This is a genomic window from Stenotrophomonas nitritireducens (genome assembly GCF_050984405.1).
GTDB lineage: Bacteria > Pseudomonadota > Gammaproteobacteria > Xanthomonadales > Xanthomonadaceae > Stenotrophomonas > Stenotrophomonas nitritireducens_B.
Genome location: NZ_CP158790.1, coordinates 2,854,756 through 2,869,765, shown reverse-complemented (window position 1 = coordinate 2,869,765; position 15,010 = coordinate 2,854,756). Strand labels below are relative to the sequence as shown.

Annotated in this window: 12 protein-coding genes; 8 read left to right on the top strand and 4 right to left on the bottom strand. The window is 69.2% G+C overall.

Annotated features, from left to right (window positions below):
- Positions 1–28: 28 nt before the first annotated feature.
- Together ABTV91_RS12735 and ABTV91_RS12730 are read left to right on the top strand one after the other, a co-directional pair.
- On the top strand, positions 29–586 hold the full coding sequence (locus ABTV91_RS12735) for an NADPH-dependent FMN reductase (protein ID WP_433851776.1): 558 nt from the start codon (positions 29–31) through the stop codon (positions 584–586).
- 217 nt (positions 587–803) lie between these two features.
- Complete coding sequence (locus ABTV91_RS12730) at positions 804–2,219, top strand: replicative DNA helicase (protein WP_433851775.1); 1,416 nt, start codon at positions 804–806, stop codon at positions 2,217–2,219.
- 15 nt (positions 2,220–2,234) lie between these two features.
- On the opposite strand, the gene ABTV91_RS12725 is transcribed toward ABTV91_RS12730, so the two are convergent.
- Together ABTV91_RS12725 and acnA are read right to left on the bottom strand one after the other, a co-directional pair.
- The gene (locus ABTV91_RS12725; protein ID WP_433851774.1) at positions 2,235–3,326 is read right to left on the bottom strand and encodes a dipeptidase; all 1,092 of its coding nucleotides are present in this window, start codon (positions 3,324–3,326) and stop codon (positions 2,235–2,237) included.
- Positions 3,327–3,795: 469 nt separating this feature from the next.
- Complete coding sequence (gene acnA, locus ABTV91_RS12720; RefSeq protein ID WP_433851773.1) at positions 3,796–6,552, bottom strand: aconitate hydratase AcnA; 2,757 nt, start codon at positions 6,550–6,552, stop codon at positions 3,796–3,798.
- Between the two features lie 278 nt (positions 6,553–6,830).
- Between acnA and ABTV91_RS12715 the strand changes: the two genes are divergently transcribed.
- From ABTV91_RS12715 to ABTV91_RS12700, 4 genes are all read left to right on the top strand, one after another.
- Positions 6,831–7,064 (top strand): AbrB/MazE/SpoVT family DNA-binding domain-containing protein, encoded by a 234-nt coding sequence (locus ABTV91_RS12715; protein WP_433851772.1) that lies wholly within the window; start codon positions 6,831–6,833, stop codon positions 7,062–7,064.
- Complete coding sequence (locus ABTV91_RS12710; protein ID WP_433851771.1) at positions 7,061–7,462, top strand: type II toxin-antitoxin system VapC family toxin; 402 nt, start codon at positions 7,061–7,063, stop codon at positions 7,460–7,462. The genes ABTV91_RS12715 and ABTV91_RS12710 overlap by 4 nt, the downstream gene beginning before the upstream one ends.
- 41 nt (positions 7,463–7,503) lie before the next feature.
- Positions 7,504–10,095: a bifunctional aconitate hydratase 2/2-methylisocitrate dehydratase gene (acnB, locus tag ABTV91_RS12705; protein ID WP_433851770.1), complete on the top strand. Its 2,592-nt coding sequence runs from the start codon at positions 7,504–7,506 to the stop codon at positions 10,093–10,095.
- Between the two features lie 143 nt (positions 10,096–10,238).
- Positions 10,239–11,006: an SDR family oxidoreductase gene (locus tag ABTV91_RS12700; RefSeq protein ID WP_433851769.1), complete on the top strand. Its 768-nt coding sequence runs from the start codon at positions 10,239–10,241 to the stop codon at positions 11,004–11,006.
- A 34-nt stretch (positions 11,007–11,040) separates the two neighbouring features.
- Here the strand turns inward: ABTV91_RS12700 and ABTV91_RS12695 are convergent, their stop codons facing one another.
- Both ABTV91_RS12695 and ABTV91_RS12690 read right to left on the bottom strand, forming a co-directional pair.
- The gene (locus tag ABTV91_RS12695; RefSeq protein WP_433851768.1) at positions 11,041–11,607 is read right to left on the bottom strand and encodes a response regulator transcription factor; all 567 of its coding nucleotides are present in this window, start codon (positions 11,605–11,607) and stop codon (positions 11,041–11,043) included.
- Positions 11,604–12,839: an ATP-binding protein gene (locus ABTV91_RS12690; RefSeq protein WP_433851767.1), complete on the bottom strand. Its 1,236-nt coding sequence runs from the start codon at positions 12,837–12,839 to the stop codon at positions 11,604–11,606. The genes ABTV91_RS12695 and ABTV91_RS12690 overlap by 4 nt, the downstream gene beginning before the upstream one ends.
- A gap of 84 nt (positions 12,840–12,923) precedes the next feature.
- Between ABTV91_RS12690 and ispG the strand changes: the two genes are divergently transcribed.
- Entirely contained in the window at positions 12,924–14,189 is a 1,266-nt protein-coding gene (ispG, locus tag ABTV91_RS12685) for a flavodoxin-dependent (E)-4-hydroxy-3-methylbut-2-enyl-diphosphate synthase (RefSeq protein ID WP_433851766.1), read from the top strand.
- Positions 14,170–14,868 carry a phosphatase PAP2 family protein gene (locus ABTV91_RS12680; protein ID WP_433851765.1) on the top strand — a complete coding sequence of 233 codons (699 nt, stop codon included), beginning with the start codon at positions 14,170–14,172 and terminating at the stop codon, positions 14,866–14,868. The genes ispG and ABTV91_RS12680 overlap by 20 nt, the downstream gene beginning before the upstream one ends.
- Positions 14,869–15,010 lie beyond the last annotated feature (142 nt).

Below are 15,010 nucleotides of genomic sequence, written 5' to 3'. Positions count from 1 at the left end.
TGGCCGCACCTATCCGAGAGAGGTCGCCATGGAACCGTATCGCATCGCCGTGCTCGTCGGCAGCCTGCGCAGGGAATCCTACAACCGCCGCCTGGCGCTGGCGCTGGAGAAGCTGGCCGGCGAGCGCGCGCGCTTCGATTACCTGCGCATCGACGACATCCCGCTGTACAACCAGGACCGCGACAGCGACTTCCCGGCGCAGGGCACGCGCCTGAAGGACGAGATCCGCCGGGCCGACGCGGTGCTGTTCGTCACCGCCGAATACAACCGCTCCATCCCCGGCGTGCTCAAGAACGCCATCGACACCGCCTCGCGCCCCTATGGCGACAGCGCCTTCGACGGCAAGCCGGCCGCGGTCATCGGCACCTCGCCCGGCGCGGCCGGCACGGCGATGGCCCAGCAGCACCTGCGCAACGTACTGGTGTTCGTGAACCTGTCGGTGATGGCGCAGCCCGAAGCCTTCCTGCAGTACAAGGACGGGCTGATCGAGGCCGACGGCAGCGTGACCAACGATGGTACGCGGCGTTTCCTGCAGGGCTACGTCGACCGTTTCCTGGACTGGGTCGGGACGCACGCGCGGCGCTGAAGACCGGCGCGGGGCAACCGGCCGGGCCATAATCGGGGCCCCGGCATCCGCGCGATGCCGGGGGTTTCCGTGACGGCAGCGGCGCGGCCCTTGTGAAGCAGGCCCGGCGGCCACATCCACGGGCTGCCGACAGCTTGTCCACGGAGTTATCCCCACATTGCCGGCCCGCATCGGCCTACCATGGCCGGGTCGTTTTCCCCGTTGCACAAAGGTTTCCATGTCCGCCCGTCCCAGCTTCCGTTCCGACCGCAACGACCGCGCAGACCGCGGCGAACAGCGCCTCGACAGCCTGCGCGTGCCGCCGCATTCGGTCGAGGCCGAACAGGCGGTGCTGGGCGGCCTGATGCTGGCGCCGGAGGCGTTCGACCGGGTCAACGAGGCGCTGACCGAGAAGGACTTCTACCGCCGCGACCACCAGCTGATCTACCGCGCCATCCGCGAGCTGTCCGAGCGCGACCGTCCGTTCGACGCGGTGACGCTGGGCGAGTGGTTCGAGTCGCAGGGCAAGCTGGAGCAGGTCGGCGACGGCGCCTACCTGATCGAACTGGCCAGCACCACGCCATCGGCGGCCAACATCGGCGCCTACGCGGAAATCGTGCGCGACAAGGCGGTGCTGCGGCAGCTGATCCAGGTCGGCACCGACATCGTCAACGACGGCTTCCAGCCCGAGGGCCGCGACAGCACCGAGCTGCTGGCGTCGGCGGAAAAATCGGTGTTCGCCATCGCCGAACAGGGCGCGCGCGGGCGCACCGACTTCGTCGCCATGCCAGGCGCGTTGAAGGACGCGTTCGAGGAACTGCGCAACCGTTTCGAGAACGGCGGCAACATCACCGGCCTGCCGACCGGCTACAACGAATTCGACGCGATGACCGCCGGCCTGCAGCCGACCGACCTGATCATCCTGGCCGCGCGCCCGGCGATGGGCAAGACCACCTTCGCGCTGAACATCGCCGAGTACGCGGCGATCAAGTCGAAGAAGGGCGTGGCGGTGTTCTCGATGGAAATGTCGGCCTCGCAGCTGGCGATGCGCCTGATTTCCTCCAATGGCCGCATCAACGCCACGCGCCTGCGTACCGGCCAGCTCGAGGACGAGGACTGGAGCCGCGTCACCGGCGCCATCCGCATGCTCAAGGAAACCAAGATCTTCATCGACGACACCCCGGGCGTGTCGCCGGAAGTGCTGCGCTCCAAGTGCCGCCGGCTCAAGCGCGAGCACGACCTTGGCCTGGTGGTGATCGACTACCTGCAGCTGATGAGCGTGCCGGGCAACAGCGAGAACCGCGCCACCGAGATTTCGGAGATCAGCCGTTCGCTCAAGGGCCTGGCCAAGGAACTGAACGTGCCGGTGATCGCGCTGTCCCAGCTCAACCGCTCGCTGGAAACGCGTACCGACAAGCGCCCGGTGATGGCCGACCTGCGCGAATCAGGCGCCATCGAGCAGGACGCGGACATGATCGTGTTCATCTACCGCGACGAGTACTACAACAAGGAAAACTCGCCGGACAAGGGCCTGGCCGAGATCATCATCGGCAAGCACCGCGGCGGCCCGACCGGCTCGTGCAAGCTGAAGTTCTTCGGCGAATACACCCGCTTCGACAACCTCAGCCACGACAGCGTCGGCGCGTTCGAATAACGCGCGCGGCCGGGCTCAGCCGCTGCCCCAGATGTCGCCGAAGGCGCGGGCGAAGTTCGCGCCCAGCACCTTCTCCACCACGCGCGGCGCATGGCCGCGGCGCAGCAGCGCGTCGGCCACCTGCACGAGCTTGCGCGGCGTATTGGCGTCGGGCAGGTAGGGCGTGCGGTTCTCGCCCGGTGCGCCGGTGCCGGCCAACCGGCGTTCGCGCATCTGCCGGTCCATCTCGCGGATGTCCTCCTCGCCGACAGGGAAGAACAGCGCGTCCGTGCCGATGCCGACGTGGTCCTCGCCGCACACCCGCAGCGCGTGCTCCAGGTGCGCGACATGGTCGGCCAGCAGCGGCTGGCGGCTGTCCTCGGCGAGGAAGGGCAGCATGTAGATGCCGACCACGCCGCCCTTGTCGGCCATCGCCCGCAGTTCCGCATCGCGCTTGTTGCGCGGATGGTCGAACACCGCACTGCAGCCGGCATGGGTGATCAGCGGCGGCGTACGCGAGGCATGGATGGCTTCGCCGGTGGTGCGCGCGCTGGAATGGCTCAGGTCCAGCGCCACGCCGCAGGCGTTCATGCGCGCGATGGCCTCGCGCCCGAGCGGGCTCAGCCCGGTCGGCGTGTCGTCCAGGCAGCCGCCGCCGAACGGGGACGCCCGGTTGTAGGACAGCTGCATGACCCGCACGCCGAGCCCGCGGAACAGGTCGATGCGTTCGACCTTGTCCTCCAGCATGCTCGCCGCCTCGAAGGAGAAGATCAGCGCGACCTTGCCCTCGCGCTTGGCGCGCGCCAGGTCCTCCGGCGCGGCGACCCTCAGGAACAACGCGGGATGGGTTTCGACCAGTTGCTGCGCGCGGGCGATGTCGGCCACCGTTTCCTCGAACGAGCCGGCCGCGCCGCCGAGCGTGGTCTTGATCGCGCTGATGCCCGATTCCCTGATCTGGCGCAGGTGCAGCGCCTGTCCGCTGTCGTGCAGCAACGCGCCGATCGAGGCCAGGGCGTTGGCATCGAGCACCAGGGCGCGCGCATACAGGGCGGCGCTGTCCGTGGAAGAGGCGAGGGCGGGCGAGACGTTGGCCGCGATGGCCGGCGGCAGGGTCATTCCCGCCAGCATGCCGCCGCTCCATCCCAGAAACCGGCGACGCGATGCATCCATACCCATGGAACTCCCTTCCCGGCGATGACAAGGGGCCGATGATGGCGCAGGACCGTCGCCGCGCACAAACGAACGCCCCGCGCGCTGCGCGGGGCCGGTCTTCCGCCGATCAAAGGGCGATCACGCCACCTTCTTCGTTGCCAGTTGGCGGAGTACGTACTGCAGCAGGCCGCCGTTGCGAGTGAGGCCGGACCGCCTGCGCGGCACTGCCGCGCGGTCCGGGCGAACGCCCGCGCGCTGCGCGGGGCCGGTCTTCCGCCGATCAAAGGGCGATCACGCCACCTTCTTCGCTGCCCGCTGGCGGAGTACGTACTGCAGCAGGCCGCCGTTGTGGGTGAGGCCGGACCGCTTGCGCGGCACTGCCGCGCGGTCCGGGCGAACGCCCCGCGCGCTGCGCGGGGCCGGCCTTCCGCCGATCAAAGGGCGATCACGCCACCTTCTTCGCTGCCAGCTGGCGGAGGACGTACTGCAGCAGGCCGCCGTTGCGGAAGTACTCCACCTCCTTCGGCGTCAGCAGCAGCACGTGCGCCTGGAAGGCGACGCGGCTGCCGTCGGAGCGGGTGGCGGTGACGGTGGCGCGCTTGGCGTGGCCGTCGTCCAGGCCGGTGACGTCGAAGGTTTCCGAGCCGTCCAGGCCCAGCGTCTGCGCGTTCTCGCCCGGCAGGAACTGCAGCGGCAGCACACCCATGCCGACCAGGTTGGAGCGGTGGATGCGCTCGAAGCTCTCGGCGATCACCGCCTTGACCCCGAGCAGGTTGGTGCCCTTGGCCGCCCAGTCGCGCGAGGAGCCGGTGCCGTATTCCTTGCCGGCGACCACCACCAGCGGCGTGCCCGTCGCCTTGTACTTCATCGCCGCGTCGTAGATGGACATTTTCTCCGGCGGTTGCGTGCCGAAGTACAGGGTGTTGCCGCCTTCCTCGCCGCCGAACATCAGGTTCTTGATGCGGATGTTGGCGAAGGTGCCACGCACCATCACGTCGTCGTTGCCGCGGCGGCTGCCGTAGCTGTTGAAGTCGGCCGGCTGCACGCCGCGCGACTGCAGGAAGCGGCCGGCGGGCGAGTCCTTCTTGATGTTGCCGGCCGGGGAGATGTGGTCGGTGGTGATCGAATCGCCGAACAGGCCCAGCACGCGCGCGCCATGGATGTCGGCGATGCTGCCCACGGCCATGGTCATGCCGTCGAAGTAGGGCGGGTTCTTGATGTAGGTCGAGTCCGCGTTCCACAGGTAGGCCTGGCCTTCCGGCGATTCGATCCGCGCCCAGCGGCTGTCGCCCTTGAACACGTCGGCGTAGTTCTGCTTGAACATCTCCGGGCCGACGGTGGCGGCGATCACGTCGCCGATCTCCTTGTTGCTCGGCCAGATGTCGCGCAGGTACACGTCGTTGCCGTCGCGGTCCTTGCCCAGCGGTTCGCGGGTCAGGTCGATGTTGACCGTGCCGGCGATGGCGTAGGCCACCACCAGCGGCGGCGAGGCCAGGTAGTTGGTCTTGACCTCCGGGTGCACGCGGCCCTCGAAATTGCGGTTGCCCGACAGCACCGAGGCCACCACCAGGTCGCCGGCGGCGATGCCGGCGCTGACCTCGGTGGGCAGCGGGCCGGAGTTGCCGATGCAGGTAGTGCAGCCATAGCCGACCACGTAGAAGCCCAGCTTCTCCAGTTCGGCCAGCACGCCGGCCTTTTCCAGGTAGTCGGTGACCACGCGCGAACCCGGCCCGAGCGAGGTCTTGACCCACGGCTGGCGGGTCAGGCCGCGCGCGGCGGCATTGCGCGCCAGCAGGCCGGCGCCGATCATCACCGCCGGGTTGGAGGTGTTGGTGCACGAGGTGATCGCGGCGATCACCACCGCGCCGTCCTTCAACCGCACCTTGCGGCCGTCGATCTCGATGTCGGCATGGCCCTTGGCCAGTTGCTCGTTGCCGACCGCCGCGCCACCGCCCTCGTTGATGAAGTCGGCCACCTCGCCGTTGCGGCGGTCGCGGTTGGCGGTCAGCCCGCCCAGGGCGTCGGCGAAGTTCTGGCGCACGTCCTGCAGCAACACGCGGTCCTGCGGGCGCTTGGGTCCGGCCAGCGACGGCTGCACCGTGCCCATGTCCAGTTCCAGCGTGGCGCTGTACTGCGCGTGCGGGCTGTCGGGCTCGTGCCACAGGCCCTGCGCCCGGGCATAGGCCTCGACCAGCGCGATCTGCGCGTCGCTGCGCCCGGACAGGCGCAGGTAGTTCAGCGACTCTGCGTCGATCGGGAAGATGCCGCAGGTGGCGCCGTATTCCGGCGCCATGTTGGCGATGGTGGCGCGGTCGGCCAGCGGCAGGTGCTGCAGGCCGTTGCCGTAGAACTCGACGAACTTGCCGACCACGCCCAGCCTGCGCAGCATCTGGGTGACGGTCAGCACCAGGTCGGTGGCGGTGGCGCCTTCGGGCAGGCGCCCGGTGAGCTTGAAGCCGACCACCTGCGGAATCAGCATCGACGAGGGCTGGCCGAGCATGGCGGCCTCGGCCTCGATACCGCCCACGCCCCAGCCGAGCACGCCGATGCCGTTGATCATGGTGGTGTGCGAGTCGGTGCCGAACACGGTGTCCGGGAAGGCCCAGCGGGTGCCGTCCACGTCGCGCTCCATCACCACCCGGGCCAGGTTCTCCAGGTTCACCTGGTGCACGATGCCGGTGTTCGGCGGCACCACCTTGAAGTTCTCGAACGCCTTCTGGCCCCAGCGCAGGAAGCTGTAGCGCTCGCGGTTGCGCTCGAACTCGATGCGGCCGTTGACGTCCAGCGCATCGGGGCGGCCGAACACGTCCACCTGCACCGAGTGGTCGATCACCAGTTCGGAGGGAATCAGCGGGTTGATCTGCTCGGCGCGGCCGCCCAGCCGGGTGACCGCGTCGCGCATCGCCGCCAGGTCCACCACGCAGGGCACGCCGGTGAAGTCCTGCAGCACCACGCGTGCCGGCATGAAGGCGATCTCGGTGTCCGGCTCGGCCTTCGGGTCCCACTTGGCCACCGCCTCGATGTGCTCCGGGCCCACGGTCTGGCCGCCGTCCTCGTGCCGGAGCAGGTTCTCCAGCAGGATCTTCATCGAGTAGGGCAGGTGCGAGATGTCGAAGCGCTCGCCCAGCCTGGGCAGGCTGCAGTAGGCGTAGGTCTGGTCGCCGACGGTGAGTTGGCTGCGGGTGGAGAACGAATCGCTCATGGCTGACTCCTGTTGCGGATGGCGTGCGGCGGCGCGGAGGTGCGCCCGCTGGCTGGGGCGGAGCCCCGTTCAGTAACCGGTCGCCCGAGTATGGACGATCTTCCCCGGGGCGGGGCCGCGCAGGCCCTCCAGCATACGCACCGGTTTGTTGCAGTCATGTCACGGGACAGGCGCCGGGCCTTGTGGCACAAGCCTTCCGGCGGCGTTCAAGCATGCCGGTGCGCTTGGGTATGCGGGTGAAGGTATGTATAATTCGTGCATACTTTGGAGGGCGCCCGATGGAAGCCACCGTTGCTGAACGCGGACAGATCACCCTGCCCAAGGCCGTGCGCGATGCGCTGGGCCTGACCAAGGGCACGCTGCTGAAGGTCGAGCTGGACGGCAGCCGCATCATCCTGCGCAAGAGCGTGGACGACGCCATTTCCCGCGCCCGTGGCAAGTTCGCGCTCGATGGCTTCGAATCGGTCGAGGCCGCGGTGCGCACCGTGCGCGACGAAGCCGGCGACGCATGATCGCGGTCGACTCCCCGGTCCTGATCGAACTGCTCAGCGACGGCTCGCGCGCCGACGCGGTGGAGGCCTGCCTGCGGCAGGCCCTGGTCGGCGGCCGCGTGGTGGTCTGCGGCACGACGCTGGCCGAGATCTGCGCCTCGCTGCGCGGCGGCGCGCAGGTGCAGGAGGCGCTGGAGGAGATGGGCATCCATTTCAGCCCGCTGGAGGCCAAGTCGGCGCTGCGCGCCGGCGAGATGCACCGCCGCCACCGCCAGCGCAATGCCGGCGACAGCCGCCGCATCGACGATTTCATGGTCGGCGCGCACGCGCTGCTGCAGTGCGACGGCCTGATCACCTGGAACGACACGTTTTATCGCGACTACTTCAAGGGCCTGAAGCTGATCGTGCCGCAAGCCTGAGCCCATACCCCATTCCTCATCCGTACCACCCGGGAGTTGTCATGTTGGAAGCCTACCGCCACCACGTAGCCGAGCGCGCCGCGCTGGGCATCCCGCCGCTGCCGCTGAGCGCACAGCAGACGGCCGACGTCATCGAGCTGCTGAAGAACCCGCCGGCGGGCGAGGCCGAGTTCCTGCTCGACCTGATCACCCACCGCGTGCCGGCCGGCGTGGACGATGCGGCCAAGGTCAAGGCCTCGTACCTGGCCGCGATCGCCTTCGGCACCGAGAAGAATGCCCTTATCAGCCGCGAGCGCGCCACCGAACTGCTGGGCACCATGCTCGGCGGCTACAACGTCGCGCCGCTGATCCAGCTGCTGGACGACGCCCAGGTCGGCGCCATCGCCGCCGACGCGCTGAAGAACACCCTGCTGGTGTTCGACGCGTTCCATGACGTGCAGGAAAAGGCCAGGGCCGGCAACGCCAACGCCCAGGCCGTGCTGCAGAGCTGGGCCGACGCGGAGTGGTTCACCGGCAAGCCGGAAGTGCCGCAGAGCCTGACCATCACCGTGTTCAAGGTGCCGGGCGAGACCAACACCGACGACCTGTCGCCGGCACCGGACGCCACCACCCGCCCGGACATCCCGATGCACGCCCTGGCGATGCTGAAGAACAAGCGCGACGACGCGCCGTTCACCCCGGAAGAGGACGGCAAGCGCGGTCCGATCCAGCAGATCCTGTCGCTGAAGGACAAGGGCCACCTGGTCGCCTATGTCGGCGACGTGGTCGGCACCGGTTCCTCGCGCAAGTCGGCCACCAACAGCGTGCTGTGGTGGACGGGCGACGACATCCCGTACATCCCCAACAAGCGCGCCGGCGGCGTGTGCCTGGGCGGCAAGATCGCGCCGATCTTCTACAACACCATGGAAGACGCTGGCGCGCTGCCGATCGAGCTGGACGTGTCGAAGATGGAGCACGGCGACGTCGTCGAGCTGCGCCCGTACGAGGGCAAGGCGCTGAAGAACGGCGAAGTGATCGCCGAATTCGAAGTGAAGTCCGACGTGCTGTTCGACGAAGTGCGCGCCGGCGGCCGCATTCCGCTGATCATCGGCCGCGGCCTGACCGCCAAAGCGCGCGAGGCGCTGGGCCTGCCGGCCACCGACCTGTTCCGCCTGCCGGTGCAGCCGGCCGATACCGGCAAGGGCTACTCGCTGGCGCAGAAGATGGTCGGCCGCGCCTGCGGCCTGCCGGAAGGCCAGGGCATGCGCCCGGGCACCTACTGCGAACCGAAGATGACCTCGGTGGGCTCGCAGGACACCACCGGCCCGATGACCCGCGACGAGCTGAAGGACCTGGCCTGCCTGGGCTTCTCGGCCGACCTGGTGATGCAGTCGTTCTGCCACACCGCCGCCTACCCGAAGCCGGTGGACGTGAAGACCCACCACACCCTGCCGGAGTTCATCTCCACCCGCGGCGGCGTCTCGCTGCGCCCGGGCGACGGCGTGATCCACAGCTGGCTCAACCGCATGCTGCTGCCCGACACCGTCGGCACCGGCGGCGACTCGCACACCCGTTTCCCGGTGGGCATCTCGTTCCCAGCCGGTTCGGGCCTGGTCGCCTTCGCCGCCGCCACCGGCGTCATGCCGCTGGACATGCCCGAGTCGGTGCTGGTGCGCTTCAAGGGCCAGATGCAGCCGGGCGTGACCCTGCGCGACCTGGTCAACGCGATTCCGCTGTATGCCATCAAGCAGGGCCTGCTGACCGTGGCCAAGGCCGGCAAGAAGAACATCTTCTCCGGCCGCATCCTGGAAATCGAAGGCCTGCCGGACCTGAAGGTGGAGCAGGCGTTCGAACTGTCCGACGCCTCGGCCGAGCGTTCGGCCGCCGGCTGCTCGGTGCGCCTGAACAAGGAACCGATCATCGAGTACCTCAACAGCAACATCACGCTGCTGAAGTGGATGATCGCCGAGGGTTACCAGGACGCCCGCTCGCTGGCGCGCCGCGTGGAGAAGATGGAAGCCTGGCTGGCCAACCCGCAGCTGCTCGAACCCGATGCCGACGCCGAATACGCCGCCGTCATCGAGATCGACCTGGCCGACATCCACGAGCCGATCGTGGCCTGCCCGAACGACCCGGATGACGTGAAGACCCTGTCCGAGGTGGCCGGCGCCAAGATCGATGAAGTGTTCATCGGTTCGTGCATGACCAACATCGGCCACTTCCGCGCCGCGGCCAAGCTGCTGGAAGGCAAGCGTGACATCCCGACCCGCCTGTGGGTGGCACCGCCGACCAAGATGGATGCCTCCGAGCTGACCAAGGAAGGCGTGTACGGCACCTTCGGTTCCGCTGGCGCGCGCATGGAAATGCCGGGCTGCTCGCTGTGCATGGGCAACCAGGCGCAGATCCGCGAAGGCTCCACCGCGATGTCGACCTCGACCCGCAACTTCCCCAACCGCCTGGGCCGCAACACCAACGTGTACCTGGGTTCGGCGGAACTGGCGGCGATCTGCTCGCGCCTGGGCCGCATCCCGACCAAGGAGGAGTACATGGCCGACATCGGCGTGATCAACGCCAATGGCGCGGAGATCTACCGCTACATGAACTTCGACCAGATCGCCGACTACAAGGACGTGGCCGACACCGTCGCGGCGTAAGCCACGGCGATAGCAACAGGCAGAAAGCCCGGCGCAGGCCGGGCTTTCTTTTTCGCGCCCATCGCCAATGCCACGTCCGATACCGGCGAGCGCCGCATGCGCCAGGCCGCCATTCTCCGCGCTCCATCCATCAGGAGCAGGACATGAAGGCATTGCACGACAGGACCGTATTGATCACCGGCGCCAGTTCCGGCATCGGCCGCGCCGCCGCGCTGCTGTTCGCCGCCGAGGGCGCGCGCGTGGTGCTGGGCGCCCGGCGCGGCAACGAACTGGAAGCGCTGGCTGCGCGGATCCAGGCTGCGGGCGGCGCCGCCACCTGGCTGGCCGGCGACGTGCGCGAGGAGGCCTATGCGCGGGCGCTGGTGCGCCATGCCGAGGACACGTACGGACCGCTGCATGCGGCGTTCAACAATGCCGGCGCGCTGGGGCCGCTGCAGCCCACGCCCGACGTCGCGCTGTCCGACTGGCAGCATGCGATGGACGTCAACCTGACCGCCGCCTTCCTCGGCGCCAAGCACCAGATTCCCTCGCTGCTGCGTACCGGCAGCGGCGCCAGCCTGGTATTCACCTCGACCTTCGTCGGCCACACCGCCGGCTTCCCGTGCACGGCTGCGTACGCGGCGAGCAAGGCCGGCGTCATCGGCCTGGTGCAGGCGCTGGCGGCCGAGTTCGGGCCGGCCGGCCTGCGCGTCAATGCGCTGCTTCCCGGCGGTACCGATACGCCGATGGCGCGCGAGATGAATCCCGACGAGGCGGCGCTTGGCGCGGTGGCGCGCCTGCATGCGCTGAAGCGGCTGGCGAGGCCGGAGGAAATCGCCGCGGCGGCGCTGTTCCTGGTGTCGCCGGCGTCCTCGTTCGTCACCGGCACGGCGATGCGGGTGGACGGCGGGGTGTCGATCCAGCGCGGTTGAGCCGGTCCGTGCCCGGATGCGGGCGGCCGCGTCGTCAGCGGTTCGGATCGCGCTCCGGGCTCGGCCGCTTGAGCAGCTTGCGCTGCAGCGAGCGGCGGTGCATGCCCAGTAGGCGCGCCGCGGCCGAGACGTTGCCGCCGGTTTCGTGCAGCGCCTGCTGGATGTGTTCCCACTGCAGGCGGCTGATCGGCGTCATCGCGTCGGGCGGTTCGACTTCCTCGTGTTCCTCGCCGCCGTCGTCCGCCTCGCCGAGCGCACGCAGGATCATCGGCACCGTGGCCGGCTTGGGCAGGTAGTCGTCGGCGCCGAGCTTGATCGCCTCCACCGCGGTGGCGATGGAGGCATAGCCGGTGACCAGCAGGATGCGCATGTCCGCGCGCAGCGCGCGCAGCGGCTGGATCAGCGCCAGTCCGGATTCGCCGCCGAGCTTGAGGTCGATCAGCGCGAACGCCGGTGGCGAGCGCGTGGCCTGTTCCAGCGCGTCGGCGATGTCGTGGGCGGTGGCGGTCTCGATCTCGCGGCGCGCCAGGCTGCGCTGCAGGGTGCGCAGGTACAGCGGGTCGTCGTCGACCAGCAGGCCGTGGGTGGAGGGGACGGTCATGGGTTCGCTTCCAGGTTGGCGAGGGGCAGGCGGAAACCGACGCGCGCGCCGCGGCCTTCGGCCGGACGCATCCACAGTTCGCCCTGCAGGCGTTCGATGGTCGCATGCGACAGCGCCAGGCCCACGCCCATGCCGTCGGTCTTGCCGCTGTTGAACAGGGTGCCCGGCAGGGCGGCGTGGGCGGCATGGTTGGCATTGAAGCCGGGGCCATAGTCGCGCACTTCGCCGTACAGCTGGCCGTCGCGGATGCGGATGTCCAGGTCCACCTGGTCGTGCCCGGTCTGCTCGCCGGCATCGGCGGCGTTGTTCAGCAGCACCTGCAGCAGGTGGCCGACGCCCGGATCCAGCGCAAGCTGCAGCGGCGCGTCGGCGTTGCGGCGCAGGTGCACGGTCGGGCGCACCAGCCGCCATTGCTCCAGCACGTCGCCGATCGACACGCGGGCACGGCTGCGCGCGCCTTCCGCTGGCGCAGCCAGCGCCAGCACGCGCTCGCGGCATTGCACCAGCAGCCCGCGCAGGGTTTCCATGTCCTCCTGCATCGCAGGATCGTCGACGTACTGCTCGGCGATGTCGTCGGCCAGCAGGGTCATGGTCGCCAGCGGAGTATTCAGTTCGTGCGCCACCGAGGCCGCATGCGTGGCCAGCGCGACGATGCCCTCGTTGCGCACGAAGCGCTCGCGCAGCAGCGCCAGCTGGTTCTCGCGTTCGCGCAGGGCCGCGGCCAGGCGCGTGGAGAACACCAGCACGACCACGCTGGAGAGCAGGAAGTTGGCCGCCGCGCCCCACAGGTGCAGGCTCATCGAATCGAAGTAGCCGCCGCGCAGCGGCAGACCGAATACCGCGCTCACCGCATAGCCGGCCACGCAGGCCGCGGCCACCGCATGGGTCCAGCGCAGGGGCAGGGCGAGCGCGGCCAGTGCGATCAGGATCAGGAACAGCGAGCCGAACGGATTGGCGATGCCGCCGCTCCAGCCGACCATCCAGGTCAGCACGGTGACGTCGACCAGGATATGACCGAAGGCGGTGACCGGCGCCGGGTCGCTGTCGTGCACGCGCAGCTGCACGTACAGGTTGAACAGCGCCAGCATGCAGACGCCGCTCCACAGCGGCAGCAGCGGCAGGTCCAGCCCCAGCAGCCAGGTGGCCACGAGGATCGCGCCGGCCTGGCCGGCGGTGGCCAGCCAGCGCAGGCTGCACAGGGTGCGCAGGAACGAGGTATCCGGGGAATCCATGGCGTGCATCGTAATGCGTCCGCGCCTGCCGGCGCTCGCCGGGATTCATGCGGCGGGACGGGCGGGCGCGCTAAAATGCGCGCCATGCACGACGCCGTCACCCGTCCGACCCCGCCCGCCGACGCCACCGCCTGGCCCCGCCGCATCACCCACGCCGTCGACATCGGCGGAGTGAAGGTCGGCGGCGGACATCCGGTGGTCGTCCAGTCGATGACCAATACCGACACCGCCGATGTCGCCGCCAGCGTCAGGCAGGTGGCCGAACTGTGGCGCGCCGGTTCGGAGATGGTGCGGCTGACCGTCAACAACCCCGAATCGGCCGCCGCCATCCCGCGCATCGTCGAGAAGCTGCGCATGATGGGCATCGAGGTGCCGCTGATCGGCGACTTCCACTACAACGGCCACCAGCTGTTGAGCAACGAACCGGCCTGCGCCGAAGCGCTGGCCAAGTACCGCATCAACCCGGGCAACGTCGGCTTCGGCAAGAAGAAGGACACCCAGTTCGCGCAGCTGATCGAGTTCGCGATCCGGTACGACAAGCCGGTGCGCATCGGCGCCAACTGGGGCTCGCTGGACCAGGCGCTGGCCGCGAAGCTGATGGACGAGAACAGCCAGCGCGCGCAGCCCTGGGATGCCGGCCGCGTGCTGCGCGAGGCGCTGATCCGCTCGGCGCTGGATTCGGCGCAGACCGCCGTGGAGCTGGGCCTGCCGCGCGGGCGCATCGTGCTGTCGGCCAAGGTCAGCGGCGTGCAGGAACTGATCGCGGTCTACCGCGACCTGGCCAGCCGCTCCGATTTCGCCCTTCACCTGGGCCTGACCGAGGCCGGCATCGGCAGCAAGGGCATCGTCGCCTCGTCGGCGGCGCTGGCGGTGCTGCTGCAGGAAGGCATCGGCGACACCATCCGCATCTCGCTCACGCCCGAACCGGGCCAGCCGCGCACGCAGGAAGTCATCGTCGCGCAGGAACTGCTGCAGACCACCGGCCAACGTGCATTCACGCCGATGGTCACCGCCTGCCCGGGTTGCGGCCGCACCACGTCCGAGTTCTTCCAGGAACTGGCCAAGGTGGTGCAGAACCACGTGCGCGAGAAGATGCCGGTCTGGCGCGTCAGCCACCCGGGCGCGGAGAACATGACGCTGGCGGTGATGGGCTGCATCGTCAACGGCCCGGGCGAGTCGCGCCATGCCAACATCGGCATCTCGCTGCCCGGCACCGGCGAGGCGCCGGCCGCGCCGGTGTTCGTCGACGGCGAGAAGAAGGTGACGTTGCGGGGCGAGAACATCGCGCAGGAGTTCGTGGCGCTGATCGACGATTACGTCGAGAACCGCTATGCGCGCCACGCCGGCTGAGTCGCGTCGCGAAGCGGCCGGCGTGCGCGACTGGCTCGCGCACAACGCCTGGCGCATCGGCGTTCTGTTCGTCTGCCTGCTGCTGCCGCTGGCCGGCTTCGTGGCCCTGGCCGACGAGATCCACGAGGCCGAGTCGCTGCATTTCGACCATGCGCTGCTGTGGCGCATGCACGGGCTGGCCTCGCCGGCGCTGGACGCTTTCTTCGTGCTGATGTCGCGGCTGGGCTACCAATGGGGCGTGATTCCCGTGGACGTGCTGCTGGTGGCCGCGCTGGCCTTCTGCCGGCGCTGGCGCGACACGGTGTTCGCCGCCACCGCGTTCGTCGGCTCGGCGCTGTTGAACATCGGCAGCAAGCAGTTGTTCCAGCGCGAGCGCCCGGGCCTGTGGGAATCGATCGCGCCGGAGACCACTTTCAGCTTTCCGAGCGGGCACGCGATGGGCTCGATGACGCTGGCCGCCACCGCGGTCTTCCTTGCGTGGCACACGCGCTGGCGCTGGCCGGTGCTGATCGCCGCGGCCGTCTTCGTACCCTGCGTCGGCCTGTCGCGCGTGCATCTGGGCGTGCATTACCCCTCCGACATACTGGGCGGCTGGTGCGCCGCGCTGGCGTGGGTGACCGGCGTGCATGTCCTGCTGTTCCGTCGTCGCTGGTCGCCATTGGCTGCGGCGAATCCCTAATTGCAGGCGAGGGATGCACTGATGGCTGTGCGCCGCGCTGGCGTACAACCTGTCATGGTCGGTCACCCGGTGCCCATCAGGGCCGGGTCATGCGCGGACATGGGGAGTCGTCCGCGCGCGCCGTTCCGATGGGGCGGGACCG